Consider the following 25,771-nt stretch of genomic DNA (forward strand, 5'->3'; position numbering starts at 1 on the left):
GCGGCAACCTAAGCCATTTGGTGACGATTTCGCGCCTAGGATGATCGCATGACCGATCGCGCCGTCCGCAGCCTGGAACATCTGAAAAGCTCCGCCTCGACGGCGAGGGTGCTCAATCTGCTGCGGGTCTGGGAAGAGAACGGCGACAGCGGCCCGGACGGCGCGGTGCGCAACCCGGAATGGGCCGCCTATCCGATCTTCCGCACCACGGCGCTGAACCGCGCCCTGATCATCAAACATCGCCTGCGCCGCAACGAGACCGACCTGTTCACCGGCCGCCGCCAGGTCGTCACCAAGGTCGTCATCCCCATCGACGATACGGACCTGAAGACCGGCGGCCGCTACGTCTTCGTCAACCAGATCGGTTTCGAGCGAATGATGATGGAGGCGTTCGGCGTCGCGGCGAACCATCCCGATATCGAGACCCTGCGCCTGATCGACAAACTCCCGTCGCTCGATCCCTTCCTGCTGCGCGAGCAGCTGCGCCGCGGCGGGCTGGACCCGGCGCCCTGCTATTTCTCGATCAGCGACAGCGACCTGCAGCGGATGCTGGCCTTCGTGCGCAGCGAGATCGAGCCGCTGGTCACGCTCAGCCTGGGATCGGACACGGTGGCGGTGAACGCCGATTCGGCCGGACGCATGGCGGCCAAGATCCTGTCGAACACCCCTGGCGATCAGTTGGACGCCCTGCGGCTGACGCTGCGCCTGGCGCCGGAACAGTATCAGGAGGGCGTCTTCTGCTGGAAGGGCTTCCTCTATTACAAATGGACCCTGGCGGCCCTGCTGGGCGAGGTCGCGGGCGTCGCCGAGGCTGTGCGCACCATTCGCCCCGTCGGCAAGGTCGACCGCGCCGCCAAGGAATATCTGGCCCGCAGTCGCGACGTCCTGCGCGGTCGCATCATCAAGACCTGCGACGAGGTCAGCCGGACCCTTCGCATCTATGACGACGCCTATTCCAAACTGACCCAGGAGGGCCGCCCCACGGCCTTCCGCGACTTTCTGCTGGACGCGCCGTCCATGTTCGCCAAGTTGGGCGACCAGCTGGGCGCGGTCCAGCATATCGTCAGCTACTGGCGCTTCCGCTTCGGCCCCGGCGCCGCCCCGGTCAATGTGGAGGAGTTGATGGACATCTTCATGGACTTCGAGACCGGCCTCCTGGGCCGCGGCGAACTTCCCGACGACATCGGCATGATCGCGGCCTGACGTCCGATCAGTGCGCCTCATCCCAGTTGGCGGCGGCCCGGGCGTCCACGACCAGGGGCACGGTCAAGGCGACGGCAGGTTCGGCGGCGTTTTCCATCACGCGACGGATGACGGGAATCGCGGCCTGGGCCTCGGCTTCGGGGGCTTCGAACACCAGTTCGTCGTGGACCTGGAGCAGCATCCGCGTCGCCAGGCCCGCCTCGACCAGGGCGGCCGGCATGCGGATCATGGCGCGGCGGATGATGTCGGCGGCCGCGCCCTGGATCGGGGCGTTGATGGCGGCGCGTTCGCCGAACTGGCGCTCGGCCCCCGACTTGGAGTGGATCGCGGGAATGTGGATGCGCCGGCCGAACACGGTCGAGACGAAGCCAGCCTGGCGCACCTCGGCCTTGGTCCGGTCCATATAGTCGCGGATGCCGGGGAAACGTTCGAAATAGGTCTTGATATAGGCCCCGGCCTCGCCCTGATCGATGCCCAGCTGGTTGGCCAGGCCGAAGGCGGAAATGCCGTAGACGATGCCGAAATTGATCGCCTTGGCCCGGCGGCGCGTCTCGGACGGCATGCCCTCGACCGGCACGCCGAACATTTCGCTGGCGGTGGCGGCGTGAATGTCGAGCCCCGCCTTGAAGGCGCGCTTCAGCTCGGCGATGTCGCCGATATGGGCCAACAGCCGCAGTTCGATCTGGCTGTAGTCGGCGCTGATCAGCACGTGGCCGGGCGCGGCGATGAAGGCCTGGCGAATCTCTCGCCCCGTCTCCGTGCGGATCGGGATGTTCTGCAGGTTCGGATCCGAGGACGCCAGGCGCCCGGTCGAGGCGGCCGCCAGCTGATAGCTGGTGTGCACCCGGTCTGTCGCCGGATCGGCTGCGGCGATCAGGGCGTCGGTATAGGTGCCCTTGAGCTTGGACAGCTGGCGCCAGTCCAAAATGGTGCGCGGCAGGTCGTGGCTCAGCGCCAGGTCCTCCAACACGCTGGCGTCGGTGCCCCACTGACCGCTGGCGGTCTTCTTGCCGCCCGGCAGGTTCAGTTCGCCGAACAGGATGTCGCCGATCTGGCGCGGCGACCCGATGTTGAAGGGGCGGCCGGCGATCCGCTCGGCCTCGGTCTCCAGTTCGGCCATCCGCAGGCCGAACTCGCTCGACAGGCGCTTCAGCCGATCCGGGTCGATGCGAATCCCCGCGGTCTCCATGTCGGCCAGGACCGTCGGCATCCCCCGCTCCAGCGTTTCATAGACGGTGGACAGGCCCTCGCGCGCCAGGCGAGGCTTCAGAATGCGCCACAGGCGCAGCGTTACGTCCGCATCCTCGGCGGCGTATTCCGAGGCGGGCCGCAGGGCCACGTGCTTGAACGACTTCTGGCTCTTGCCGACGCCCGCCACGCTCTTGAACGGGATCGGGTCGTGGCCGAGATGCAGCCGCGCCAGCTCGTCCATGCCGTGTCCGTGCAGCCCGCCCTCCAACACGTAGGAGATCAGCATGGTGTCGTCATAAGGGGCGATGCGGATGCCCCGGCGCGCCATCACGGCGATGTCGTATTTGGCGTTCTGCAACACCTTCAGGACCGAGGGGTCTTCCAGCAGCGTCTTCAGCTTGGCCAAGGTGGTCGGCTTGTCCAGTTGCTGGATCGGTTCGCGCGGGTCGGCCGCCTCGCCGAACAGCCCGCCCTCACCCGCTTGCGGCTCGTGCTCGTGGGTTAGGGGGATGTAGCAGGCCGCATTCGGCCCGATCGCCAGCGATACGCCGCACAGGCCGGCGTGGGTCGCCGACAGGGCGTCGGTCTCGGTGTCGAAACCGACTACCCCGGCCTCGGTCGCGCGCGCGATCCAGCGATCCAGCGCCTCTTCGGTCTGAACGCATTCATAGGTCGAGTGATCGAAGCTGTGGACCTCGGTCGGCGCCGCGACCGCCTGGCCATAGCGCGGCGTGGCGACGGGCGCGCTCAGGTTCGGGGCGCGCTTGGGCGCGAAGGCCGAGGTCTCGCTGGGGCCGGCCTTGCCGTCGCCGACGCGCCGCTGCAGCGACCGAAACTCCATCGTTTCCAGGAAGGCCGACAAGGTTTCCGGGTCGGGGTCGCGCACGGCGAAATCGTCAATAACTTCCGGGGCCGGCGCATCGCAGGTCAGGCGCACCAGTTCGCGCGACAGGCGGATCTGATCGGCGAAATCGATCAGGGTCTGGCGTCGCTTGGGCTGTTTGATCTCGCCGGCGCGGGCCAGCAGAGCGTCCAGGTCGCCGTATTCGTCCAGCAGCTGGGCGGCCGTCTTGGGGCCGATGCCGGGGGCGCCGGGGACGTTGTCGACGCTGTCGCCGATCAGGGCCTGAAGGTCGATCATCTTGTCCGGGCCGACGCCGAACTTCTCGAACACCTCGGGCTCGGCCAGGCGACGGTCCTTCATCGGATCCCACATGACGACGCCGCCGCCGATCAGCTGCATCAGGTCCTTATCGGAACTGACGATCACCGCCTCCCCGCCCGCGTCGCGCGCCTTGCAGGCATAGGTGGCGATCAGGTCGTCGGCCTCGTAGCCGGCCAGTTCGACGCAGTGCACGCCGAAGGCCGCCGTGGCCTCGCGCACCAGGGGGAACTGGGGGATCAGGTCTTCCGGCGGGGCCGAGCGGTTGGCCTTGTACTGGTCGTACAGGGTGTTGCGGAACGTCTTCTCCGAATGATCGAAGATGGCGACCAGGTGGGTCGGTCCGTCCGCGCCCTTCATGTCCTTCAACAGCTTCCAGAGCATGTTGCAATAGCCCTGGACCGCGCCGACCGGCAGGCCGTCCGACTTGCGCGTCAAAGGCGGCAGGGCGTGGTAGGCGCGAAAGATATAGGCCGAGGCGTCGATCATCCACAGCCGCAGCGCGGGCCCGTCCTGGGTCAACGGTCGGTCGGTCTCAGTTGTATCGGGCGCGGTCGTCTCGGTCATGCCCGGAACATAGGGTGCCCAAGGGCCCGCGTCAGCGTCAGAATTCCGTCCAGCTCGAACCCGGATCGCGCTGGCCGGGTTGGGCCTGTTGCTGACCCCAGGACACGACCATGAAGGCCTTGTGGCTGCGGATGCGATAACTGCCGATCATCGGGGTCACGGCGCCCAGGGGCGCGCCCGTCTTGGCCTCGTAAAGAAAACCCGAAAACTCGGCGACGCCCACGCGGTCGCGGTGGCTGTAGACCGACAGTTCGGGCAGGGAGACGACGTTGAACGTCTCGTTGATCGGGATGCGCATCTCGGGAATGCCGAAGACCCGCCGCATCTGCTCCAGCGACAGGGCGCCGGCGCGGATTTCGAACACGGCGTTGGCGTCGTCCTTGGTGCGGGCCAGGCTGAAGCCCGCGTCCGAGATGGCGCCCCGGATGGCGCTGACGGCGTAATGGGCGCCGTCTCCCTGGAAATAGGCGTCGTCCACGAAGACCGACGCCCCCAGGGGCAAGGGCAGCACCAGCCCCTCGATCGCCCGGTCGGAGGCGCGGGCCAACAGCAACTGTTCGGTGGCCGTGCGCCCCGTATTGCTTTCGGTGGTCGAGGCGCAGGCCGACAGCACGCACGCCGCAGCCGTCAGCGCCGTCCCCGCGCGCAAACGCATCACCAGACTCCGGTGTTGGTCATCGAAGCCCAGGGTTCCGCCGGCGCCAAGGGCGCGCCTTTCAGAAGGAGTTCGACGGAAACGCCGTCAGGCGATCGGACGAAGGCCATGTAGCCGTCGCGCGGCGGACGATTGATCGTCACGCCGCCGTCCATCAGCGTCCGGCAGGCGGCGTAGATGTCGTCGACCTCATAGGCCAGGTGCCCGAAGTTGCGGCCGCCCTGATAATCCTCGGGCTCCCAGTTGAAGGTCAGTTCGACCTCGGGACACCGCTCCGCGGCCGACTGGGCCAGATTCTCGGGCGCGGCCAGGAAGACCAGGGTGAACCGGCCGGCCGCGTTCTCCGTGCGTCGCACTTCCTGGAGCCCCAGAAGGTCGCAATAGAAATGCAGCGAGGCGTCGAGGTCCTTCACGCGGACCATGGTGTGCAGATAGCGCAAAGGCGAGGCTCCATCCAAACAGGTTCTCAAGCAATCCTATAGACCGGGATCGCCCGACTTCGCGACTGAACTGAGGTTACGGCCGAAAGCAGGCGAGAGCCTGATTCACGCTTCAGGCGTAACCGCGAAAACGGTCCCGTCTAAAACGATCAGTGCTTAATGGGCCTCGGGCGCGCGCGCCGCCGGGCTCAGATATTCGTTCTCGTCGTGCGGGTGGGCCGACAGGACGAAACGGCGGTCGCAATAGCCGCATTCGATGAAGTCGTCCTCTCCCATGTCCATATAGACCAGAGGATGGCCCAGGGCGCCGCCGCCCCCGTCGCAGGCCACGCGCTTGGTGGAGACGACGATCTCTTCAGGCGGGGGGATGATGGCGTCGGCGTGGCGCGGGGGCATGATGCGGTCCGGGTCTGGAAGGCTGCCGACCCCTTGGCCGGAGCGAAATCTGAGACGCGACCGACGAAAGGCCGACGCGACCGATTTCCGCTCTAAGCGGGCCGGGCCGGAAGGTCAAACCTCGGCGGGCTTGCTCCGGCCCAGCAGGCGATCCATCAGGGCCTTGCGCTTCTTGAACAGCGTCAGCCCCAGACATCCGGCCCCGACCCACAGACCGACCTCGCCCACGACCGCCAGCCCCGCCGCCGCCAGGGCGGCCTGGCTCATGTCCATCTGGCCAATCTTGCCGACCCACAGGGCCAGGCCCGCCCCGACATAGCCGACCGCGCAGACAGCCATGGCGAAAAATCCGATCAGGCGGGTGCGCGTCATACGAGGTCTGACAGACGGCGTCGTCATAATGTTCTCCATCAAGTCGAGTTGTCCTATGACAAGGAACCTAGACATCCCGACCTCATAAGTCAAGGGTCATTGACATAAAGTCTGGCTCGCTTGTCTCTTAATACGGCTTGGCCAGCTTGGCGGATGGTCCAGCGCGCCCTACCTATGCGCCTCGCCACGCCGCCCTGAGTGAAGCCATGCCTGAGACCCTCGCCCTGCCCGACAACGCCATCGCGGTGCGGGGCCTGAAGAAGACCTACGCCGGGTCCAAGAAATCGCCGCCCAAGATCGCCCTGCGCGGCGTCGATCTGGTTATCCCACGCGGTTCGGTTTTCGGCCTCTTGGGTCCGAACGGCGCCGGCAAATCCACACTGATCAACATCCTGGCCGGGGTTGTGAAGAAGTCCGAAGGCTCCGTCGTCATCTGGGGCCGCGACATCGACAAGGAGCCGCGCGATGCCGCCGCGGCCCTTGGGGTCGTGCCGCAGGAGATCGTCGCCGACGTCTTCTTCACCCCGCGCGAGTCCCTCGAGGTCCAGGCCGGCTTCTACGGCGTGCCCAAGAACGAGCGGCGTTCCGACGAACTGCTGGCGGCGCTGGGTCTGTCGGACAAGGCTGACGCCTATGTCCGCGCCTTGTCGGGCGGCATGAAGCGCCGCCTGATGGTGGCCAAAGCCCTGGTCCACAATCCGCCGATCCTCATCCTGGACGAACCGACGGCGGGGGTGGACGTCGAACTGCGCCGACAACTGTGGGCCTATGTCCGCCGCATCAACGAAGACGGCGTCACCATCGTCCTGACCACCCACTATCTGGAAGAGGCGCAGGAGCTCTGCGACACCATCGCCATCGTCAATCGGGGCGAGGTGGTGGCCTGCGAGCCGACGCCGCAGCTGCTGCGCCGGCTGGATAGCCGAAACGTGGTGGTCACGCCCGAAACGCCCCAGGCGACCCCGCCGGCCCTGCCGGGCTTCGAGGTCACGCCGCGCCCCGGCGGCGCGTTCGCCGTCGCCTACAAGAAAGGGCAGTCTTCGGTGGAGCAGGTCATCAACGCCGTCCGCGCCGCCGGCGTGACCATCGCCGATATCACCACCGAGGACCCGGACCTGGAAGATGTTTTCCTGGCCCTGACCTATGGCGACGCCTCGCGCGTCGATCCGACCCGGGATTAATCGACCTCCGCCAGGAATTCGAAGATCGCGGCGCGGGCCTCGGGCTCGTCCAGCATGGGGGCATGGCCCACCCCGGGAACCTCGACATAGACCATGTTCGACGCCGCCTTTCTCATCCGCGCGGCGATGTCGGCGCTGAGCAGGTCGGACGTCCCGCCGCGCACCAGCAGAGTGGGACGTTTACGCGTCATCCGCCGGAACATCGGCCACAGGTCGGGGACCAAAGCCTTCGCCCCCGCCGCCTGGATCGGCACGGCGATGTCGGGATCGTAGTCCAGCGCGATGCGCCCATCCGGCAATTCGCGGAAGATCCGCCGCGCGAACGCCGCCCAGTCCGCATCGCCGTAATGCGGGAAGGCCACGGTGTTGATCCGTCGGGCATAGGCCGCCGCATCGGCCCAGGAACCGATCTCGACCGGCTGGCCGCTGTAGGCGGCGATGCGCGCCAGGCCTTCCGGCGCCACCTCCGGCCCGATGTCGTTCAGCACCGCCGCGACCACCGCCCTGGGCCGCATCGCCGTCAGCGCCATGGTGATCAGACCGCCCATCGAGGTGCCGACGAAGACCGCCCTCGCAATCCCCGCCTGGTCCATCAGGGCCAGAGCATCCTGGGCGTAGATGTCGGGCCTGTAGGTCATCGGATCGGGCGCCCGGTCCGACAGACCCCGCCCGCGCACATCGACCGCCAGGACACGCCGGCCGCTTTGAGCCAACAGGGGGGCGACGGCTTCGAAATCCGCGCTGTTTCGGGTCAGGCCGTGGATGGCGATGATCGGCGTTCGCGCCACGCCGCATCCCGGCGCATAGTCGCGGGCGAACAGACGAAGACCGTCCGGCGCGGTCCAGCGCCGCTCCGCGAAGGGCCTTGCGTCAGGCGACTGCGGATGGGCCATTGAGATTTCCTCCGACGTTTTCGTCAGGGTAATTCACCGGACGACGAAATGCGACGCCCTTAGAGGCCCACCGTGTCGTGCACGAAGGCGTCCAGATCGCCGCCCGCGAACAGATATCCCTTCACCCCCGCGCGCCGCCCGGCCTCGAGATCGGTCGGCTGATCGCCGATGATGAAGCTGCGGGCGGGATCCAGATGGTGTTCAGCGATGGCGCGTAACAGCATGCCCGGATTGGGCTTGCGGTCTGGATGGTCCGGGTGACGATAGCGCGCCTCGACCGCGTCGGCATGGAAGGGGCAGGCGTAGACGGCGTCGATCACCGCGCCCTGTTCGGCCAGGGCCTCGATCAACAGGGCGTTGAAGGCGTGCATCCGGTCTTCGCTGAACAGGCCCCGCGCCACGCCCGACTGATTGGTGACGATGATGGTGCGATAGCCGCCCTGGTTCATTCGCCGCACGGCCGCAGCGGCGCCCGGCGTCAACTTCAGGTCCTCGGGGCGATGCGGATAGCCGCAGTCCTCGATCAGGACGCCGTCGCGATCCAGAAAGGCGGCGGGGGCGGCGGTCATGCGTCCAATCTCAACAGTTCGGAGAAGGCGGTCATCAGGTGATAGAGGCTGGACGCCGGCGCGGCTCGATCCTGCGGCCGACCGTCCGCATCGTAGCTGTCGATCCATAGCCCCGGCACGGCCGTCGCCAGATGGGTGTCCAGGATGCGGTCGATCAGGTCGACGGCGCCGTCGTCGCCGAAGCTCAGGCCCGTGCGCGCCGCCTCGGTCTGGGCCCACAGCCGTCGCCCCGCATCCAGGGGCGCGCCGGTCGGGTCGATCTCCCGAACTACGAAACCGTCGCGGCGCCCTTGCGTCATGGCGCGACGATGAAGCGCCTTGGCCGCATCGTCCGCCGCCGGATCCAACGTCCTGGCCTGGCGCAGCAGCCAGGCCCACTCTTCCAGATGGCCCGGCTCGATCACCCGCCCCTGGTGCGGATCGAGCCGCCAGTCTTCGCCGAAGTATTCGCGGATCGCGCCATCGACCATGAAATGACGCCGACAAAGATCCAGCGAGACGCCCGCCGCCCTCGCGAACGCCGGATCGGCGGCCGTCGCCTGCCAAGCCAGCATCGCCTCCAGCATATGCATGTGCGGGTTCTGGCGACGCGGCAGGCGCGGCGGCAGGGCCTCGTGCCAACCGCCGTGGGGGGCGGTCATTTCCCTGTCGATCGCCTCCAGCGTCTGCAGCGCCAGCGGCCGCGCGCGCGGATCGCCCAGCACGCGATGGGCGGCGGCCAGGGCGAACAGCACGAAAGCCAGGTCGTAGAGATCCGGCGCCGCGTCCGTCACCGCCCCTTTGTCGTCGGTCGCGCCGATCCACAGCCCGTCGTCGCGGCGTCCGCTCGCGATCAGACAGTCCAGCCCCGCCTGGGCCGGGCCGCGCCCCCCCGCCCAGCCCAGGGCCGTCGCTTCGCAAAAGACATAGATCTGGCGCGCCTGGACGCGGGTGCGCCGACGCTGGCCCACGACGGGACGACCGCCGAAATCCAGTTGTTCGAAAAACCGCCCCTCGGCGTCCAGCCCCCGGTCGGCCCATAGCGGCAGGGCGTGGTCGAACAGCCAGTTCGAGACCCTTGTCTGGGCGGCGGCGCGGGCGATCATGGCGCTGGCTTAGAGCATGATCCCGGCCCCCGCCAAGCGAAAGCGACGGTAGCAAAGGGCAACGCGATGTGACGCCGCACGATTTGGCCCGCGCGTCCGATCTTGCTAGGACGGCGCGACAGATGACGGCCCAACTGGCGTCCTTGACGCGGCCCGGCCCAACGCCGCCCCGATCCAATTACGGAGAGTGCGACCCCATGATCCCCTTCATCGACCTTCAGGCCCAGCGCCTGCGTCTCGCCGGCAAGATCGAGGCCGCCGTCCAAGAGGCCGTCGTCGGCGGCGCCTGGGTCATGGGTCCGCAGGTTCGCCAGTTCGAGGCCGATCTGGCCGCCTTCGGTCAGGCCAAACACGCCCTGGGCTGCGCCAACGGCACCGACGCCCTGGCCCTGCCGTTGATGGCCTGGGGCGTCGGACGCGGCGATGCGGTCTTCGTCCCCAGCTTCACCTTCGCCGCCACGGCCGAGGTCGTGCCCTGGTTCGACGCCGAGCCGGTCTTCGTCGATGTGGACGCCGAAACCTACAATATGGACCCGGCCGCGCTGGAACGGGCCATCGAGGGGATCAAGGCCGAGGGTCGGTTGACGCCCCGCGTGGTCATCGCCGTGGACCTGTTCGGCCAGCCCGCCGACTATCCGGCGATCAAGGCGATCTGCGACAGGCATGGGCTGAAGCTGATCTCGGATTCGGCGCAAGGGTTCGGCTGCACCATCGACGGCGCCCATCCGTTAAAATGGGCCGATGTCACCACCACCAGCTTCTTCCCGGCCAAGCCGTTGGGCTGCTATGGCGACGGCGGGGCGGTGCTGACCGACGACGACGAACTGGCCCAGCTGATGGATTCCGTGCGGGTGCACGGCAAGGCGGTCGCGGTGGATCTGAAGGACCGCACCTTCGACCACGACCCCAAGTATCTGAACATGCGCATCGGCCTGAACAGCCGTCTGGACACCATCCAGGCCGCTGTCCTGATCGAGAAGCTGAAGGTCTTCGGCCAGGAGATCGAATGGCGCAACCGCATCGCCGGCCGCTACAACGACGCCCTGCGGCCCCACGTCGCCAAGGTCCCCGACGTGCCGACGGGCAACATCTCCAACTGGGCGCAATATACGATCGAACATCCCGACCGTGACGGACTGGCCGCGCACCTCAAGGCCAACGACGTGCCCACCGCCGTCTATTATCCGATTCCGCTGCATCTTCAGCCGGCCTATGAGCACTATCCGCGCGGCGCCGGAGGCCTCCCCGTGACGGAGCGGCTGAAGGACGTGGTCGTCAGCCTGCCGATGCACGCGGATCTGGACGCCGAGACCCAGGACCGCATCGTCGCCGCCGTCGCCAGCTACAAGGCCTGAACCCGATGCCCAACACTGTCCCCCTCAAGTTCGGCGTCGCCGGCGTCGGCGTCATGGGCCGCAACCATGCCCGCGTCGCCTCGGAGATGCGCGAGTTCGACCTGACCACCGTCTTCGATCCCGACGCCATCACGGTCGAGGGCGTCGCGGCGGCCTATGACGCCGCGCCCGTCACCACGGCCCAGGCCTTCGTCGACGCCGACCTGGACGCCGCCGTCGTGGCCACCCCTAACCGTGTCCATGCCGAGATCGGCGTGGCCCTGCTGGAAAAGGGCGTCCACGTCCTTGTCGAAAAGCCCATCGCCGCCACCGTGGCCGACGCCCAGCGCATGATCGACGCGGCCAAGGCCAACGACCGCGTCCTGATGGTGGGCCAAGTCGAACGGTTCAATCCGGCGGTCGAGGCGGTCAAGCGCGCCATCGACGGCGACGAGATCATCTCGATCCAGATCACCCGCGTCGGCCCCTTCCCGCCCCGGATGGGCGAGGTCGGCGTCGTCATCGACCTGGCCGTGCACGACATCGACATCATCCGCCACCTGACCGGGTCCGAGATCGTCGAGGTTCAGCCTCAACTGGCCCGCACCCGCGCAGACCGCGAGGATACGGCCCTGTTGCAGTTCCGACTGGACAACGGCGTGATCGCCCACATCACCACCAACTGGGTCACGCCCTACAAGACCCGTACGCTGCAAGTCGCCACCAAGACCAAGTTCGTCGTCGCCGACCTGATCACCCGCCAGGTGACGGAATATTTCGGCCAGCAGCCTGACGGCTCCTACTCGACCCGGATGCTGAACAGCTGGCCGGCCGAGCCGCTGAGGAAGGAGCTGGAAGCCTTCGCCCGCGCCATATCCACCGGCGAGACCCCGGCCGTGACCGGCGAGGACGGCCTGCGCAATCTGGAAGTCGCCTTGCGCTGTCTGGGCGAAGCCTAGTTCTCGCCGCAAAACCTGGGGAAGAAGCAGGAATGCGCCGTCCGACCCGCCCGTCTTTCAGCCTGCCTCTCGGTCTGGCCGCCGCCATCCTGATCGCGGCCCCGGCCCACGCGGACACCCGCTTCCTGTCCTACAACGCCTCGGATCGCATCACCCAGGCCCTGACGAAAGGGATCACGCTGGAGGTGCGGCGCGGTCTGTTCGGCGCGGTCCAGGTCGAGCGGCTGTTCTCCACCACCGCGCGCGGCACGGCCGGTTTCACCCGGGGCGGCCCCGACGCGGCGCGGCGCGTCCTGCCTGACGGCGCGCCGGAGAACGACATCTACGCCGTGAATCAGGACGGCGACGGCCGGGGCCTGGCCCGCGCCCTGTGCCCCGGCGCCGACGAGGTCTGGCTGATCATGAACCGGGTGCGCGCGCCGCGTCCCCTGACCATGCATGCGGTCGGCCGCTGGTCCGACGGCGCCTACCGCCATTGCGTCACCCTGAGTTACGAGTGGCGCGGCGAATGGGCCGCCGCGCCGGCCGCACGCGGAAGCGTCGACTGAGCCGCGACCGCCTGGTTCGTCCGGCGTCGGACTGTTTCATAATGAGCACGCGCAAGCGGCAATTGTGACGGTTTGACTTTTCTGTCCGACAGTGACACTTTCGGCACATGAACGGCGGCGGCCGTTCTACCGCCACGGAAGATATCCCCCTCCCCGGCGGCGAGAGAGACGAACCTCCCATAGCCCGGCCATCGCGGCCGGGCTTTTTTTACGCCGCGCGCCTGCTAGACGGAGGCATGACCCTTCGCCTCGCCACCTGGAACATCAACTCCGTCCGCCTGCGCATCGACCAGGTCGCCCGTTTCGTCGCCGACCGCGCGCCCGACGTCCTGATGCTGCAGGAGATCAAATGCACCACGGACCAGTTCCCGCGCGGCGCCTTCGAGGCGATGGGCCTGCCGCATCTGCGCGTGGCGGGCCAGAAGGGCTGGCACGGGGTCGCCATCGCCAGCCGCCTGCCGCTGGAGGACAGCCAAACCTTCCAGGTGTGCAAACTGGGCCACGCCCGCTGCGTCTCGGCCCAGGTCGCCGGGATCGACGTCCAGAACTTCTACATCCCGGCGGGCGGCGACATCCCCGACCGGGCGCTGAACCCCAAGTTCGATCACAAGATGGACTTCTACGAACAGTTGACCGCGCTCGTGGCCCGCCAGGACAAGGCCCGGCCGCTGGTCATGGCCGGCGACTTCAACATCGCGCCCGGCGAAAACGACGTCTGGAACCATCGCTACATGTCCACGATCGTCAGCCATACGCCGATCGAGGTCGAGACGCTGAACCGGCTTCAGGCGGCCGGCGGTTTCGCCGACGTGCTGCGCGACCGCTTCCCCGAACCGCAGAAACTGGCCAGCTGGTGGAGCTATCGCGCCGCCGACTTCCGTAAATCCAATCGCGGCCTGCGCCTGGACCACATCTGGACCTCGCCGGGCCTGACCTCCGCGGTGATCAGGGACACCGCCCGCATCCACGACGACGTCCGCGAATGGGAACGCCCCTCCGACCATGCGCCTGTGACGGTGGACCTGGACGTCTGAAGGCGGCCGACTTCCCCCGCCGCCCAGATCCTTCAGGGTTGCAGCCGATAGCCGCCCGCGTCGGTCAGCAATAGCCGCGCATGGCCCGGCTCCGGCTCGATCTTCTGGCGCAGCCGATAGATATGGGTCTCCAGCGTGTGGGTCGTGACCCCGGCGTTATAGCCCCATACTTCGGTCAGCAGTTCCTCGCGCGACACCGGCTTGGCCCCCGCGCGATAGAGGTATTTCAAGATGTTGGTTTCCTTCTCGGTCAACCGCACCTTCTTGCCCTTGGCGTCCATCAGCACCTTGGCGGCGGGCCGGAACTCATAGGGACCGATGGTGAAGACCGCGTCCTCGGACTGTTCGTGGCTGCGCAGATGGGCGCGGATGCGGGCCAGCAGCACGGCGAAGCGGAAGGGCTTGGTCACATAGTCGTTGGCCCCGGCGTCCAGGCCCAGGATCGCGTCGGCGTCCGCCGACTGGGCCGTCAGCATGATGACCGGGGTCGACACCCCATCCTTGCGCAACAGGCGACACGCCTCGCGCCCGTCCATGTCCGGCAGGTCGACGTCCAGCAGGATCAGGTCGGCGCGAATCTCGCGCCCCATCCGCACCCCGTCCGTGGCGGTCGCGGCCTGCTGGGTGCGAAACTCCTCGTGAAGGTTCAACTGCTCGGCCAGGGCCTCGCGCAGGTCGTCGTCGTCGTCGATGATCAGGATGGTCTTGGGCGTGGGCATGGACAGACAATGGCGAGGCTTGACCCCCGCGCCAAGGCTTGAGGGTGCGAATATTCACATCGGGTTACGGGTTAGAGGGGCTTTAGCGCCGATTTCGTTCCCCGAACAGCGCCGTTCCGACCCGCACATGGGTGGCCCCGCATCGGATCGCGGCCTCGTAATCGCCGCTCATTCCCATCGACAGGACCGCCAATCCATTACGGTCGGCCAGGGCGGACAGGGTTTTGAAATGGGGTTCCGGGTCCTGCGCCGCCGGGGGAATGCACATCAGCCCTTCGACCGTCAGCCCATAGGTCAGACGCGCCGTCGCGATCAGATCGTCGGCCTGATCGGCCCGGACGCCGGCCTTCTGTGGTTCCGCCCCCGTATTGACCTGAACCAGGACGCGCGGCGATCGGCCGCGTTTCATCGCCGCCTCGGCCAGGGCGCGGGCCAGCTTTTCACGATCCAGCGTCTCGACGACATCGAACAGGGCGACGGCGTCCGCCGCCTTGTTGGTCTGCAAAGGGCCGATCAGCCGCAGTTCCAGGTCGGGAAGCCCCGCGATCCGGGCGGTCCAACGCGATTGCGCCTCCTGCACCCGATTTTCGCCGAACACCCGCTGGCCGGACGCCAGTATGGCGTCGATCGCGTCGGGGCCCTGAGTCTTGGATACGGCGGTCAGGGTGACGTCATGGGGATCGCGCCCGGCCGCGCGACAGGCGGCGTCGATGCGGGCGCGGACCTCTGCGACCCGTTCGGCGATGGACGGCGGGGCGGAAGCGGGAGATGAAGGGGTCATGAACCTGCCGGCCGGTTACAGCGACGATGCGCGCACGCTCTGGAACGTCGCGACCGCTCTAAACCGCGCCGCCGCCGCTGTCAGCCCAGGCGCCGCCTGGCTGCCGCCCCTTCTGTTCTTCACCGATCCCGACCGAACGCCGCGCCCGTGGGAGACGGCGGCCCGGCTGCCTGCCGGTTCGGCGGTCGTCTATCGCGCCTTCGGCGCGGCGGAGGCCGTCGAAACGGGCGAGAGACTGCGCGAAACGACAGCGACGGCGGGGATCCGGCTCCTGGTCGGACTGGACGCGGAACTGGCCGAAACGGTCGGGGCCGACGGCCTGCATTTGCCGGAACGCGCGGCGCATCGGGCGATCGAGATACGCAGCGCCCGCCCCCAATGGCTGCTGACCGCCGCCTGGCATGGCGGGGAAACGGCGCCGGGCGGCTTGGACGCCCTGGTGCTTTCGCCCGTCTTCGCGGCCGGGGGCGTTTCGGCGTCCAGACCGCCCCTGGGGGCCGAGCGGTTCCAAATCCTGGCGAGGGGCGCCGGTCGGCCGGTCTATGCGCTGGGTGGGATCGACGCGGCCAACGCAGGCCGGATCGGCGGCGCCTGCGGCCTGGCCGGGGTCGATGCGATCAGGACGGCGTTCGATGCGCCGTCCCAGATCAGAACTTGAAGATGGTTTCCAGACGCACGCGCGGCTGGGCGCGGCTGTTGGTTTCCGGGGCGCGGGCCGGGTCGGCTTCGGGCGTGGCCACGGCGGCGGCGGCGCCCACGCGCAGGCGGTCGTTCAGGCGATAATACGCCCCGGCCTCGACATCGCCCCAGTCGGTTTCACGCCCCACGGGCTGGTTCAGGTTGAAATCCAGGCCCCAACGGCCGTTGTCGTTCAGGCGAAGGCCGCGACGCTGCGGCGCCGGCGCATTGCGCTGGGCCGCCTGGGCTTCCGACAGGGACACCGTGTTGGACGCGCTCTGGGCAAGCGCGGACGTCGAGACGGCAAGCGCCGTCGTCGCCAACATCACAGCAAGAAAACCGCCGAACCGCATAACCAAACCCTTAGAACCCCGCCAACGGCGACGTTTCGACCCCGAACCGACCTTATATGGTCGTGAGCCCGGCGATTAGACACCGGGCGCCGGCTCGGTCAACGGAATGACCGCTCGATAACAAGGTTCCTCTTCATTGTTGTCGGCGCATGTGTCTCAGGCGTCACGGGATTTGGGTCGCTTCGGGTCGGATGACGCGCCCCTGTCGCGAAACCGCTGCTTCGACGGACGCCCTCGGGCGCGACTTCGCCTTGTCATCGCCCCTTTTCACCGTGTTATAGAGCGGTGCAGTCGGCGTTTCATCGCGCCGTGCGCGCGTGCGAGCGAGGGCTCCCACGTCCCTGGATTTACGGAGACTTCTCTTGATGAGCCTCAACAAGGCCCTGGTTCGCAACGTCGCGGTCGTGCTGGTGTCTGGCGTGGCCCTGGGCGCGTCGCTTTCGGCCTGCTCGAGCATTCCCTTCGTCGGGGGCAAGAAGTCCGCGCCCAAGACGAACGCCCAGCAGGGCATCGGGGTCAACGCCTATCTGTGGCGCGCCTCGCTCGACACCCTCAGCTTCATGCCGCTGCTGACCGCCGATCCGTGGGGCGGCGTCATCAACTACGACTGGTATATCAACCCCCAGACGCCGAACGAGCGCTTCAAGGCGACCGTCTTCATCCTGGACACCCGCCTGCGCGCCGACGCCCTGAACGTGACGGTGACGAAGGAGGTGAAGGGCGCCGACGGCCAGTGGACCGCCGCCCCGGTCGCCGCCCAGACCGAGGCCGACCTGGAAAACGCCATCCTGACCAAGGCGCGACAGCTGAACCTGTCGAATGCTGGCTGATCGCCAGCATTCGGTTTTGGCAAGCGCTATCGCCCTTCGGGCTGCTTGAGCGGCATTTTCGGTTGCTATCGCCCTTCGGGCTGCTTGAGCACGCTGGTTATCGCTCATTGGGGCGCAATTTTCTTGGGCGCTGCCGTCCTTCGGGCTAGTTGAGCCGGGAGGGCGTCAGCGCCCTTTTCGACTTTCAGGACGACCGTGGCCCGATACGACCCCAAGACCGCCGAACCCCGCCAGCAGGCCCGCTGGGCCGAAGCCTCCGCCTTCGTGACGAAGGACGCCGGCCGTCCGAAATACTATGTGCTCGAGATGTTCCCCTATCCGTCGGGCGCCATCCACATGGGTCACGCCCGCAACTATGTGATGGGCGACGTGGTCGCGCGGTCCAAGCGCGCGCAAGGCTACGATGTGCTGCACCCGATGGGCTGGGACGCCTTCGGGATGCCGGCCGAGAACGCGGCCATGGAGCGCGGCATCCACCCCAAGGGCTGGACCTATTCCAATATCGCCAACATGCGCGAACAGCTGAAACTGCTGGGCCTGTCGCTGGACTGGTCGCGCGAGTTCGCCACCTGCGACCCGGAATACTATGGCAAGCAGCAGGCCTGGTTCCTGGAACTGTATCGGCGCGGTCTGGTCTATCGCAAAGACGGGGTCGTCAACTGGGATCCGGTCGACAATACGGTCCTGGCCAACGAACAGGTGATCGACGGGCGCGGCTGGCGCTCGGGCGCCCTGGTGGAGAAGCGCAAGCTGAACCAGTGGTTCCTGCGCATCACCGACTATGCCGACGACCTGATCGACGGTCTGAAGACCCTGGACCGCTGGCCCGAGAAGGTCCGGCTGATGCAGGAAAACTGGATCGGCCGGTCCAAGGGTCTGCAGATGACCTGGAAATGGGCCGGGGCGGCGCCTGCCGGCCACGACCACGGCGTCGAGATCTACACCACCCGTCCAGACACTCTGTTCGGGGCCAGCTTCCTGGGCCTGGCGCCGGATCATCCGATTTCGAAACAGCTGGCCGACGCCGATCCGCACATTGCCGACTTCGTCGCCAAATGCCGCGAGGGCGGCACGTCCCAGGCCGACATCGAACAGGCCGAAAAGATCGGCTGGGACACCGGGTTGAAGGCCGTCCATCCCTTCACCGGCGCCGAGATTCCGGTCTGGATCGCCAACTTCATCCTGTCGGAATACGGCACGGGCGCCATCTTCGCCTGCCCGGCGCATGACCAGCGCGATCTGGACTTCGCCCGAAAGTACGACCTGCCGGTTATCCCGGTCGTTCGCCCCGAGGGCGCGGGCGACGACTTCGCCGTTGACGACGAAGCCTATGTCGGTCCCGGCCTGATCTACAACTCCGACTTCCTGAACGGGCTGGATATCGAGACCGCCAAGGCCGAGGCCATCCGACGGGTCGAGGCGGCCGGCGCGGGTCAGGGCGCGACCATCTATCGCCTGCGCGACTGGGGCGTCTCGCGCCAGCGCTACTGGGGCTGCCCGATACCGATCATCCACTGCCCGTCCTGCGGCCCGGTCGAAGTTCCCGCCGACCAGTTGCCGGTCGTCCTGCCCGAGGACGTCACCTTCGACGTGCCCGGCAATCCGCTGGACCGGCACCCGACGTGGAAGCATGTCAAATGCCCGTCCTGCGGCGCGGATGCGACGCGCGAGACCGACACCCTGGACACCTTCGTCGATTCCAGCTGGTATTTCGCCCGCTTCACCGATCCCAAGGCCGAAGCGCCGATCGACAAGGCCGCCGCCGACCGCTGGCTGCCGGTGGATCAGTATATCGGCGGGGTCGAGCATGCGGTGCTGCATCTGCTCTACGCCCGCTTCGTGACCCGCGCCCTGACCGACGCCGGCCTGATGAGCGTCAAGGAGCCGTTCGCCGGCCTGTTCACCCAAGGCATGGTGGTCCACGAGACCTATCGTCGGCCCGACGGCGCCTGGGTCGAACCGACCGACGTCGAGCTGAGCAACGACAACGGCGTCCGTTCGGCCCGCCAGCTGTCGACCGGCGACGCCCTGATCATCGGCGACATCGAAAAGATGTCCAAGTCCAAGAAGAACGTCGTCGCCCCGGCCGAAATCCTGGAAAGCCACGGCGTGGACGCAGGGCGCCTGTTCGTCCTCTCGGACAGCCCGCCCGAACGGGACGTGCAGTGGACGCCGGGCGGGGTGGAGGGCGCCAGCCGCTTCGTTCAGCGCGCCTGGTCCCTGTTCGACGCCTACGACCCGGCCTTCCCCGGCGAGGACACGGCCAACGGCGAACTGCTGCGCGAGACCCACAAGGCCGTCAAGGCCGTGTCCGAAGGCGTAGAGGGCTTCCGCTTCAACTCGGCCATCGCCAAGCTTTATTCTTTCGTCGCCGCGATTCGCGACGCGGACCAGGCCGGCGGCGACGCCAAGCGCCAGGCCCTGTCGGCCCTGGCCCGGCTGATCGCCCCCTTCACCCCGCACCTGGCCGAGGAATGCTGGACCCGGCTGGGCGAGGACGGGATGGTTCTGGACGCGCCGTGGCCTGTGTGGGACGCTGCTCTGGCGGCCGACGACGAGGTGGTGCTGCCCATCCAGATCAACGGCAAGCGTCGGGCGGAAATCCGCGTGGCGCGCGGCATGGAGCCGGCCGAGGTCGAGGCGGTCGTCCTGGCCGATGCGACCGTGCAGGCGCGACTGGAGGGTCTGAGCGTGAAGAAGATCGTCGTGGTCAAGGACCGCATCGTCAATCTGGTGGCCGGCTGATGCGTATCGCGGCGGTCTTTGCGGTGTTGACGGCCCTGGGCGTATCCGCCTGCGGCTTCACCCCCATTTACGCCGAGCCGGCCGTGGGGTCGTCCCTGCGCCGGATCGCCGTCTCGACCCAGGACGACCGACTGGGCTATCGCCTGCGCGAGCAGTTGGAGGACGTCCTGGCCTGGGACCGGGGCGAAGCGCCCCTGTACCGTCTGACCACCCAGGTCGAGCAAAGCCGCCGCTCCCTGGGTCGCCGCATCGACGACACCGCGACCCGCTATGAGTTGACCGTCAAGGCGACCTGGATCCTGACCCCCGCCGCGGGCGGCGCGCCGATCACCGGCGCGGAGACGGTGACGACCACCTACGCCGCCGCCGACCAACCCTATGCCGCCATCGCCGCCCAGCAGGACGGCGAGGAGCGCGCGGCCTCGGAGCTGGCCCGCCTGATCCGACTCGACCTCATGCAGGCCCTGTCCAACCCGTGATCCTGGCCAAACGTCCCGAGATCGAACGCTTCCTGAAGGCGCCCGATCCGGCGATCCGGGCGGCGGTCATCCACGGCAAGGACCGCTCCGGCGTCGCCGAGCGGGCCGAAGTCCTGTGCCGGACCGTCACGCCCGATCTGAACGACCCCTTCAACGTCACCGTCCTGACCGACAGCGACATCGACAGCGACGAGACGCGGCTGGAAGAGGCCTTGACGGCCATGTCCCTGATGGGCGGGCGGCGTCTGGTGCGCATCCGGCTGGCGGCGCTGAAGCCCGGCGTGGACAAGGCCGTCGCCGCCGCGCTGAAGACCCACGCCCAGGGCGGCTACAACCCCGACGCCATGCTGGTGGTCGAGGCCGATCAGTTGGGTCGCGAATCGGCGCTGAGAAAGACGGCCGAAAAGGAAAACGGGGCCGTCGGCATCGTCTGTTACGAGGACGAGACCGGCGATGTCGCCCGCATGGTTCGAGAAGCCTTGGCGGCGGACAAGGTCGGCCTGACCTCCGACGCCCTGGATCGGTTCGTCGCCCGTCTGCCCCGCGAACGCGGCCTGATGCGTCAGGAGATCGAGCGCCTGGCCTTGTTCATCGGTCCAGGGTCGAGCCGGACGCTGGACATGGACGCGCTGGAACTGCACTTGGGGGTCGAGCCGGACGCCTCGCTGTCCGATGCGGCGCTCCAGGCCTTCGGCGCCCGCCCCGCTCCGGCGCAATCGGGCCTGAGGCGCGCCTTCGCCGAGGGCGAATCGTCGGTCATGGCCGTGCGATTCGCCGCCATTCATCTAGGAAAGCTTCGCAGGATCAATATCTTGCAAGCCAACGGCGCACACGCCAAAGAGGCCGCCAAGGCCGCCGGCGTCTTCTGGAAGCAGGAGGCGGAAATGCTGCGTCAGGCCCGATCCTGGCGCCTGGAGGCTCTCGACGAGGTCATGGACAGCATCAACGTCGCCGATGTCGCCGCCAAGACGACCGGAATGCCCGACCAGCTGATCGCCGAACGCCTGCTGCTGGAAATCGCCGGCCGGGCGAGACGGCTGGGGCTTTAGGCGGCCCCCAGGAAGCAGGCTCACCCGCGCTTGGACGCCTTGCGGAACGCCGGCTTGGCCATCGCCACATTGCGGGCGGCCATGCTCTTCTCCTCGGCCTTGGCGCCGGGCTGCACATTGAATCCGTGTCCGCCTTTCGCCTTCTTGGCGGCGAGCGCCTGTTTCAACTTGTCGGCGGCTGTGGGCGTGTTCTGATCGGTCATACGCCCACCCTACCACATCCCCGGCGTCAACCTCGCATCAGACGACGGCACAGGTCGTCCAACTGCTCCAGCGTGCCATAGCGGATGGTCAGTTCGCCCTTTCCGTCGCGGTCGGTCAGCTGGACGTTCAGCCCCAGGGCGTCGGCCAGGTCCTGTTGCAGGGCTGCGACATCCGCAGAGCCGCCGCCGGACTTGACGCCGCCCGACCGCGCCTTTGACGGTTTCGGCCCTTCGACCGCGCGCCGCGCCAGGGCTTCGGTCTCGCGAACGCTCAGGCCGTCGACAAAGGCGATATCGGCCAACCGGCCGGGATCGGGCGTGTTGATCAAGGCCCGCGCGTGGCCGGCCGACAGCTTGCCTTCGCGCACATAGAACAGCACCCGTTCAGGCAGCTGCAGCAGACGCAGGGTGTTGGCCACATGGCTGCGGCTCTTGCCGACGACGCCGGCGACCGCGTCCTGGGTGCGCCCGAAACGCTCCATCAGGACACGGTAGGCCTCGGCCTCTTCCAGCGGATTCAGGTCGGCGCGCTGGACGTTCTCGACGATGGCGACCTCGAACACCTCGACGTCGTCCATTTCATGGACCACGACCGGCACTTCGGTCAGGCGAGCGGCCTGGGACGCGCGCCAGCGGCGCTCGCCGGCTATGATCTGCCAGACGCCGGGCTCGCCGGGCTGGGTCCGCACCAGGATCGGCTGAAGCACCCCCTTGTCGCGGATCGAGGCCGTCAGTTCTTCCAGGTCCTCCTGGCGGAACACCTTGCGCGGTTGGTCCGGGTTGGGCTTGACACTCTCGATCGGCACGCGCCGCACGCCGGCTGACACGGGCGCGTCCGCCGCGACGGGAGCCTCCGCATTCTCGCCCATAAGCGCCGACAGACCGCGGCCCAAACCTCTTTGTCGTTCAGCCAAGATACTGCTTCCGTTTCTTTTCTAGGAATCAAGCGGCCAGCGCGAGGCGTCGCCGCTCGCGCTTGACCACCTCGCGCGCCAGCCGCAGATAGGCTTGGCTGCCGGCGCATTTCAGGTCGTAGATCAGGGCCGGCTTGCCGAAGGACGGCGCCTCGGCGACGCGCACGTTGCGCGGAATGACGCTGTCATAGACCTTGTCCCCGAAATGGGCGCGGACATCGTTGGCGACCTGGCCCGATAGGGCGCTGCGCCGGTCGAACATGGTCAGGACCAAGCCCTGGATTTCAAGCGTGGGGTTCAGGCTGTGCTTGACCATGTCGATGGTCCGCATCAGTTGGCTCAGGCCCTCCAAGGCGAAGAATTCGCATTGCAACGGCACCAGCACCGCATCCGCCGCCGCCATGGCGTTCAGCGTCAACAGGTTCAGCGACGGCGGGCAGTCGATCAGCACATAGTCATACGCGGTAGGCCCGTCGTCATGCGCGCGCAGGGCGTCGCGCAGCCGGTAGGAGCGGCGGTCCGCCTGGCTCAATTCGATCTCCACCCCCGACATATCGGCGTCCGCCGGTACGATCCAGAGGCCGGGCACCGTCGTCTGCACCGCCGCGTCGTCGATTGAGCGGTGGTCGACGACGACGTCATAGATGGTGACGCGACGTGTTTCACGTGGAACACCGAGGCCGGTAGAGGCGTTGCCTTGCGGATCCATGTCGACGATCAGCACGCGCTCCCCAATGGCGGCAAGAGCGGTGCCCAGGTTTATCGCCGTCGTCGTCTTGCCCACCCCGCCCTTCTGGTTGGAGACGGCCAGGACCCGGGCGGGCTGTTTTTCACGAGCGGATGCGGGCACGTCGAACACTCCGAATTGTCACGATGCGGCCACGCGGGTCGCTCTGCGACGGGGCCAGTTCCGCTTCGAAATGCCAGGATTTCCGTGCGGCGATCAACTCGGATTCGGCCTTCTCGCCCTTGAGGAAAAGACCTTGTGCACCCCTTTCGAAGTAGGGCTGTGCATAACCCAGCAACTTATCCATCGGCGCCACTGCCCGCGCGGTGACGATATCGCATCTCACCTGCTGCTCTTCCGCCCGACCATTGATGACAGTCGCGGGCAGACCCAGTGCGTCGACCGTTTCCCGCAGGAACCGACACCGCTTTCCCAGACTGTCGATCAGCCATATGTGGCTGCCGGGACGACCTTTCAAAAGGATCGCCAGGATCACGCCGGGAAATCCCGCCCCCGCCCCCAGGTCCGCCCAGGTGGATGCATTCGGCGCATGAGACAGCAGTTGGGCGCTGTCCCAGGCATGGCGATTCCAATAGTCCGGCAGGCTGTCGGGTCCGACCAGGTTCATCACCGCGTTCGCATCGCCCAATCGCAGGCGAAACGATTCGAGATCGGCCATCTGAATATCGGTCGCGTTCGTGCGTACCTGAAAGATCGACCGTTCGGCCGCCAGCATCAGGCGGCCGCCACAGCGCGCGGCGTGCGCTTCACATGGGTCAGAAGGGCCGTCAGCGCGCCGGGCGTCATGCCCTCGATCCGCCCCGCCTGTCCCAAGGTCATGGGCCGCACCCGAGCCAGTTTTTCGCGCACCTCGTTGGACAGTCCCCCGACGACCTCATAGTCGAGGTCGGCCGGAAGGCTCAGCGCCTCTTCGTTCCGCAGGGCCTCGGCGTCCATGGCCTGGCGATCCAGATAGTTGGCGTATCCTGCGTCGATGGCCACCTGCTCCCGAACGTCTTCGTTCCAGGCCATGACCTCGGGGATCACCGGCGCGAACTGGTCCAGCATCACGCCGGGGAAGGCCAACAGTTCGCGCATCGACCGACGACGGCCATCGGCGTTCACGGCGATTCCGATCGCCCCGGCCTCATTCGGGGTGAAAAGGGTTTCACGTGAAACAGCGCTGGCGCGCTTCAGGGCGGCGGACTTTCGCTCGAACCGAGTGCGACGCGCTTCCCCGACAATTCCGAGGGAAATCGCCAGCGGCGTCAGACGCTGATCGGCATTGTCGGCCCGCAGGGTCAGTCGATACTCGGCCCGGCTGGTGAACATCCGATACGGCTCCGTCACGCCCCGCGTCACCAGATCGTCGATCATCACCCCGATATAGGCTTGGTCGCGGCCCAGGATCACCGCCTCCTGGCCTGCCGCCGCGCGCGCCGCATTCAGGCCCGCCATCAGCCCCTGGGCGGCCGCTTCCTCGTAGCCGGTGGTGCCATTGATCTGTCCGGCCAGATACAGCCCGGGCCGCGTCTTGACTTCCAGGGCGGGCGTCAGTTCGCGCGGATCGACATAGTCGTATTCGATGGCGTAGCCGTACCGGAACACCTCAACCTGCTCCAACCCCGGAATAGTGCGCAGAAAGGCCAGCTGGGTCGTTTCGCTGACCGAGGTCGAAATGCCGTTGGGATAAACCGTCGGGTCGTCCAACCCCTCGGGCTCCAGAAAGATCTGATGGCTGGTCTTGTCGGCGAACCGCACGACCTTGTCCTCGATCGAGGGGCAGTAGCGCGGCCCCCGACCCGACAGCCGCCCGCCATAAACCGCGCTCTCGCCTAGGTTCTCGGCGATGATCCTATGGGTCTCTTCCGTCGTATGGGTGACGCCGCAGGCGATCTGCGGCACGGCGATCCGCTCGGTCAGAAAGGAAAAGGCCGAAGGGACCTCGTCCGCCTGCTGCATCTCCAGCCGGTCCCAGGCGATGGTGCGCCCGTCCAACCGTGCGGGCGTGCCCGTCTTCAACCGACCCATCTGCAGATCGGCCGCACGCAGATCGGCCGCCAATCCCGTCGAAGGGGCTTCGCCATGACGCCCTGCCGCGATGCGCTGTTCGCCCCGATGGATGACGCCGTTCAGGAAGGTTCCCGTGGTCAGGACGACCGCTCTGGCCCGCACGCGTTCGCCGGTGCCGGTGACGACGCCCACGACACGGTCGCCTTCCAGGATCAGGCTTTCCGCCGTGCCTGCCATCAGCATCAAATTCGGCGTGACGCCGAGTTCGGCCTGCATGGCTTCACGGTAAAGACGGCGATCGATCTGACTGCGCGGGCCGCGGACGGCGGCGCCCTTGGACCGGTTCAGCAGACGAAACTGGATGCCCGAGGCATCGGCCAGGCGGCCCATGATTCCGTCCATCGCGTCGATCTCGCGCACCAGATGCCCCTTGCCTAGGCCGCCGATGGCCGGGTTGCACGACATCTCGCCGATGGTTTCCAGCTTCTGGGTCAGCAGGAGCGTACGGGCCCCGGCTCGCGCCGAAGCCGCCGCCGCTTCACAGCCGGCGTGGCCGCCGCCGATGACGACGACATCGCAGACGATTTCAGAGAGGGTACGCATCCGCGCCACATAATGCAAAAGGGCGTTGGTCGCCAGTCTCACGCCCTCTTCTCCCGCGAAGGGCGCAAAGCAAGTCGGGTTGTTTCAC

At 67.3% G+C, this 25,771-nt stretch carries 27 protein-coding genes; 11 read left to right on the forward strand and 16 right to left on the reverse strand.

What is annotated here, in order from left to right:
• Positions 1–48 precede the first annotated feature (48 nt).
• The gene (locus tag AC0L6G_RS11820) at positions 49–1,203 is read left to right on the forward strand and encodes a hypothetical protein (RefSeq protein WP_293828396.1); all 1,155 of its coding nucleotides are present in this window, start codon (positions 49–51) and stop codon (positions 1,201–1,203) included.
• 7 nt (positions 1,204–1,210) lie between these two features.
• Here the strand turns inward: AC0L6G_RS11820 and polA are convergent, their stop codons facing one another.
• The 5 genes from polA to AC0L6G_RS11845 form a co-directional block, all read right to left on the reverse strand.
• A complete protein-coding gene (gene polA / locus AC0L6G_RS11825) occupies positions 1,211–4,123 on the reverse strand; it encodes a DNA polymerase I (protein ID WP_293828394.1) in 2,913 nt (970 codons plus the stop codon).
• 37 nt (positions 4,124–4,160) lie between these two features.
• A complete protein-coding gene (locus AC0L6G_RS11830; RefSeq protein WP_291535413.1) occupies positions 4,161–4,778 on the reverse strand; it encodes a DUF6655 family protein in 618 nt (205 codons plus the stop codon).
• Entirely contained in the window at positions 4,778–5,218 is a 441-nt protein-coding gene (locus AC0L6G_RS11835; RefSeq protein WP_473252283.1) for a VOC family protein, read from the reverse strand. Before AC0L6G_RS11835 ends, AC0L6G_RS11830 begins: the two co-directional genes overlap by 1 nt.
• A 156-nt stretch (positions 5,219–5,374) precedes the next feature.
• Positions 5,375–5,614, reverse strand: a complete 240-nt coding sequence (locus AC0L6G_RS11840; RefSeq protein WP_293828391.1) for a zinc-finger domain-containing protein — start codon at positions 5,612–5,614, stop codon at positions 5,375–5,377.
• Positions 5,615–5,728: 114 nt separating this feature from the next.
• Positions 5,729–5,986, reverse strand: a complete 258-nt coding sequence (locus tag AC0L6G_RS11845; RefSeq protein ID WP_291535416.1) for a hypothetical protein — start codon at positions 5,984–5,986, stop codon at positions 5,729–5,731.
• A 206-nt stretch (positions 5,987–6,192) separates the two neighbouring features.
• On the opposite strand from AC0L6G_RS11845, the gene AC0L6G_RS11850 reads away from it, so the two are divergent.
• A complete protein-coding gene (locus AC0L6G_RS11850; RefSeq protein ID WP_293828389.1) occupies positions 6,193–7,167 on the forward strand; it encodes an ABC transporter ATP-binding protein in 975 nt (324 codons plus the stop codon).
• Here AC0L6G_RS11850 and AC0L6G_RS11855 read toward each other — a convergent pair.
• From AC0L6G_RS11855 to AC0L6G_RS11865, 3 genes are read right to left on the reverse strand one after another with little or no spacing between them, the layout of a single operon-like run.
• The gene (locus AC0L6G_RS11855; RefSeq protein WP_293828388.1) at positions 7,164–8,060 is read right to left on the reverse strand and encodes an alpha/beta fold hydrolase; all 897 of its coding nucleotides are present in this window, start codon (positions 8,058–8,060) and stop codon (positions 7,164–7,166) included. The two genes, AC0L6G_RS11850 and AC0L6G_RS11855, sit on opposite strands and share 4 nt — an antisense overlap.
• Before the next feature lie 59 nt (positions 8,061–8,119).
• Positions 8,120–8,629 (reverse strand): D-glycero-alpha-D-manno-heptose-1,7-bisphosphate 7-phosphatase, encoded by a 510-nt coding sequence (locus tag AC0L6G_RS11860; protein ID WP_293828387.1) that lies wholly within the window; start codon positions 8,627–8,629, stop codon positions 8,120–8,122.
• Positions 8,626–9,714 (reverse strand): AGE family epimerase/isomerase, encoded by a 1,089-nt coding sequence (locus AC0L6G_RS11865; protein WP_473252285.1) that lies wholly within the window; start codon positions 9,712–9,714, stop codon positions 8,626–8,628. The genes AC0L6G_RS11860 and AC0L6G_RS11865 overlap by 4 nt, the downstream gene beginning before the upstream one ends.
• A gap of 197 nt (positions 9,715–9,911) precedes the next feature.
• On the opposite strand from AC0L6G_RS11865, the gene AC0L6G_RS11870 reads away from it, so the two are divergent.
• From AC0L6G_RS11870 to AC0L6G_RS11885, 4 genes are all read left to right on the forward strand, one after another.
• A complete protein-coding gene (locus tag AC0L6G_RS11870; protein ID WP_293826311.1) occupies positions 9,912–11,069 on the forward strand; it encodes a DegT/DnrJ/EryC1/StrS family aminotransferase in 1,158 nt (385 codons plus the stop codon).
• 5 nt (positions 11,070–11,074) lie between these two features.
• A complete protein-coding gene (locus AC0L6G_RS11875; protein ID WP_293826313.1) occupies positions 11,075–12,007 on the forward strand; it encodes a Gfo/Idh/MocA family protein in 933 nt (310 codons plus the stop codon).
• A 32-nt stretch (positions 12,008–12,039) separates the two neighbouring features.
• The gene (locus tag AC0L6G_RS11880; protein WP_293826315.1) at positions 12,040–12,555 is read left to right on the forward strand and encodes a hypothetical protein; all 516 of its coding nucleotides are present in this window, start codon (positions 12,040–12,042) and stop codon (positions 12,553–12,555) included.
• Positions 12,556–12,791: 236 nt separating this feature from the next.
• Positions 12,792–13,589, forward strand: coding sequence for an exodeoxyribonuclease III (locus AC0L6G_RS11885; RefSeq protein ID WP_473252288.1), 798 nt, complete (start codon positions 12,792–12,794; stop codon positions 13,587–13,589).
• Between the two features lie 32 nt (positions 13,590–13,621).
• Here AC0L6G_RS11885 and AC0L6G_RS11890 read toward each other — a convergent pair whose 3' ends face one another.
• Positions 13,622–14,308 (reverse strand): response regulator transcription factor, encoded by a 687-nt coding sequence (locus AC0L6G_RS11890; RefSeq protein ID WP_055755062.1) that lies wholly within the window; start codon positions 14,306–14,308, stop codon positions 13,622–13,624.
• Positions 14,309–14,390: 82 nt separating this feature from the next.
• Complete coding sequence (locus AC0L6G_RS11895; protein WP_473252289.1) at positions 14,391–15,089, reverse strand: YggS family pyridoxal phosphate-dependent enzyme; 699 nt, start codon at positions 15,087–15,089, stop codon at positions 14,391–14,393.
• On the opposite strand from AC0L6G_RS11895, the gene AC0L6G_RS11900 reads away from it, so the two are divergent.
• Positions 15,088–15,747, forward strand: a complete 660-nt coding sequence (locus tag AC0L6G_RS11900) for a thiamine phosphate synthase (RefSeq protein WP_293826322.1) — start codon at positions 15,088–15,090, stop codon at positions 15,745–15,747. The genes AC0L6G_RS11895 and AC0L6G_RS11900 overlap by 2 nt on opposite strands.
• Here AC0L6G_RS11900 and AC0L6G_RS11905 read toward each other — a convergent pair.
• Positions 15,737–16,120, reverse strand: coding sequence for an NtrZ family periplasmic regulatory protein (locus AC0L6G_RS11905; protein WP_293826324.1), 384 nt, complete (start codon positions 16,118–16,120; stop codon positions 15,737–15,739). The genes AC0L6G_RS11900 and AC0L6G_RS11905 overlap by 11 nt on opposite strands.
• Before the next feature lie 365 nt (positions 16,121–16,485).
• On the opposite strand from AC0L6G_RS11905, the gene AC0L6G_RS11910 reads away from it, so the two are divergent.
• The 4 genes from AC0L6G_RS11910 (at position 16,486) to holA (ending at position 21,223) form a co-directional block, all read left to right on the forward strand.
• Complete coding sequence (locus AC0L6G_RS11910) at positions 16,486–16,950, forward strand: DUF3576 domain-containing protein (protein ID WP_291535432.1); 465 nt, start codon at positions 16,486–16,488, stop codon at positions 16,948–16,950.
• 195 nt (positions 16,951–17,145) lie between these two features.
• Positions 17,146–19,695, forward strand: a complete 2,550-nt coding sequence (leuS, locus tag AC0L6G_RS11915; RefSeq protein ID WP_293826326.1) for a leucine--tRNA ligase — start codon at positions 17,146–17,148, stop codon at positions 19,693–19,695.
• Entirely contained in the window at positions 19,695–20,174 is a 480-nt protein-coding gene (gene lptE, locus AC0L6G_RS11920; RefSeq protein ID WP_293826328.1) for an LPS assembly lipoprotein LptE, read from the forward strand. Before leuS ends, lptE begins: the two co-directional genes overlap by 1 nt.
• Positions 20,171–21,223 carry a DNA polymerase III subunit delta gene (holA, locus tag AC0L6G_RS11925; protein WP_473252290.1) on the forward strand — a complete coding sequence of 351 codons (1,053 nt, stop codon included), beginning with the start codon at positions 20,171–20,173 and terminating at the stop codon, positions 21,221–21,223. Before lptE ends, holA begins: the two co-directional genes overlap by 4 nt.
• Before the next feature lie 20 nt (positions 21,224–21,243).
• Here holA and AC0L6G_RS11930 read toward each other — a convergent pair whose 3' ends face one another.
• From AC0L6G_RS11930 to mnmG, 5 genes are read right to left on the reverse strand one after another with little or no spacing between them, the layout of a single operon-like run.
• Positions 21,244–21,426: a hypothetical protein gene (locus AC0L6G_RS11930; RefSeq protein WP_293826334.1), complete on the reverse strand. Its 183-nt coding sequence runs from the start codon at positions 21,424–21,426 to the stop codon at positions 21,244–21,246.
• 26 nt (positions 21,427–21,452) lie between these two features.
• Entirely contained in the window at positions 21,453–22,340 is an 888-nt protein-coding gene (locus AC0L6G_RS11935) for a ParB/RepB/Spo0J family partition protein (protein WP_293826337.1), read from the reverse strand.
• A gap of 28 nt (positions 22,341–22,368) precedes the next feature.
• Entirely contained in the window at positions 22,369–23,190 is an 822-nt protein-coding gene (locus tag AC0L6G_RS11940; RefSeq protein WP_291535441.1) for a ParA family protein, read from the reverse strand.
• Positions 23,171–23,803: a 16S rRNA (guanine(527)-N(7))-methyltransferase RsmG gene (rsmG, locus tag AC0L6G_RS11945; protein ID WP_473252291.1), complete on the reverse strand. Its 633-nt coding sequence runs from the start codon at positions 23,801–23,803 to the stop codon at positions 23,171–23,173. The genes AC0L6G_RS11940 and rsmG overlap by 20 nt, the downstream gene beginning before the upstream one ends.
• Positions 23,803–25,683, reverse strand: coding sequence for a tRNA uridine-5-carboxymethylaminomethyl(34) synthesis enzyme MnmG (mnmG, locus tag AC0L6G_RS11950; protein ID WP_473253244.1), 1,881 nt, complete (start codon positions 25,681–25,683; stop codon positions 23,803–23,805). Before mnmG ends, rsmG begins: the two co-directional genes overlap by 1 nt.
• Between the last annotated feature and the right edge of the window lie 88 nt (positions 25,684–25,771).

Source organism: Brevundimonas sp. D3-1P, assembly GCF_055809335.1.

Coding starts and splice junctions, on each gene's coding strand:
- AC0L6G_RS11865 (WP_473252285.1), bottom strand. CDS start 9,714: ATGATCGCCCGCGCCGCCGCCCAGACAAGGGTCTCGAACTGGCTGTTC.
- AC0L6G_RS11820 (WP_293828396.1), top strand. CDS start 49: ATGACCGATCGCGCCGTCCGCAGCCTGGAACATCTGAAAAGCTCCGCC.
- AC0L6G_RS11895 (WP_473252289.1), bottom strand. CDS start 15,089: ATGACCCCTTCATCTCCCGCTTCCGCCCCGCCGTCCATCGCCGAACGG.
- AC0L6G_RS11930 (WP_293826334.1), bottom strand. CDS start 21,426: ATGACCGATCAGAACACGCCCACAGCCGCCGACAAGTTGAAACAGGCG.
- AC0L6G_RS11855 (WP_293828388.1), bottom strand. CDS start 8,060: ATGGCCCATCCGCAGTCGCCTGACGCAAGGCCCTTCGCGGAGCGGCGC.
- lptE (WP_293826328.1), top strand. CDS start 19,695: ATGCGTATCGCGGCGGTCTTTGCGGTGTTGACGGCCCTGGGCGTATCC.
- AC0L6G_RS11905 (WP_293826324.1), bottom strand. CDS start 16,120: ATGCGGTTCGGCGGTTTTCTTGCTGTGATGTTGGCGACGACGGCGCTT.
- AC0L6G_RS11910 (WP_291535432.1), top strand. CDS start 16,486: ATGAGCCTCAACAAGGCCCTGGTTCGCAACGTCGCGGTCGTGCTGGTG.
- polA (WP_293828394.1), bottom strand. CDS start 4,123: ATGACCGAGACGACCGCGCCCGATACAACTGAGACCGACCGACCGTTG.
- AC0L6G_RS11850 (WP_293828389.1), top strand. CDS start 6,193: ATGCCTGAGACCCTCGCCCTGCCCGACAACGCCATCGCGGTGCGGGGC.
- AC0L6G_RS11875 (WP_293826313.1), top strand. CDS start 11,075: ATGCCCAACACTGTCCCCCTCAAGTTCGGCGTCGCCGGCGTCGGCGTC.
- AC0L6G_RS11885 (WP_473252288.1), top strand. CDS start 12,792: ATGACCCTTCGCCTCGCCACCTGGAACATCAACTCCGTCCGCCTGCGC.
- AC0L6G_RS11860 (WP_293828387.1), bottom strand. CDS start 8,629: ATGACCGCCGCCCCCGCCGCCTTTCTGGATCGCGACGGCGTCCTGATC.
- AC0L6G_RS11840 (WP_293828391.1), bottom strand. CDS start 5,614: ATGCCCCCGCGCCACGCCGACGCCATCATCCCCCCGCCTGAAGAGATC.
- rsmG (WP_473252291.1), bottom strand. CDS start 23,803: ATGCTGGCGGCCGAACGGTCGATCTTTCAGGTACGCACGAACGCGACC.
- mnmG (WP_473253244.1), bottom strand. CDS start 25,683: ATGCGTACCCTCTCTGAAATCGTCTGCGATGTCGTCGTCATCGGCGGC.
- AC0L6G_RS11900 (WP_293826322.1), top strand. CDS start 15,088: ATGAACCTGCCGGCCGGTTACAGCGACGATGCGCGCACGCTCTGGAAC.
- AC0L6G_RS11845 (WP_291535416.1), bottom strand. CDS start 5,986: ATGACGCGCACCCGCCTGATCGGATTTTTCGCCATGGCTGTCTGCGCG.
- AC0L6G_RS11880 (WP_293826315.1), top strand. CDS start 12,040: ATGCGCCGTCCGACCCGCCCGTCTTTCAGCCTGCCTCTCGGTCTGGCC.
- AC0L6G_RS11830 (WP_291535413.1), bottom strand. CDS start 4,778: ATGCGTTTGCGCGCGGGGACGGCGCTGACGGCTGCGGCGTGCGTGCTG.
- AC0L6G_RS11870 (WP_293826311.1), top strand. CDS start 9,912: ATGATCCCCTTCATCGACCTTCAGGCCCAGCGCCTGCGTCTCGCCGGC.
- AC0L6G_RS11890 (WP_055755062.1), bottom strand. CDS start 14,308: ATGCCCACGCCCAAGACCATCCTGATCATCGACGACGACGACGACCTG.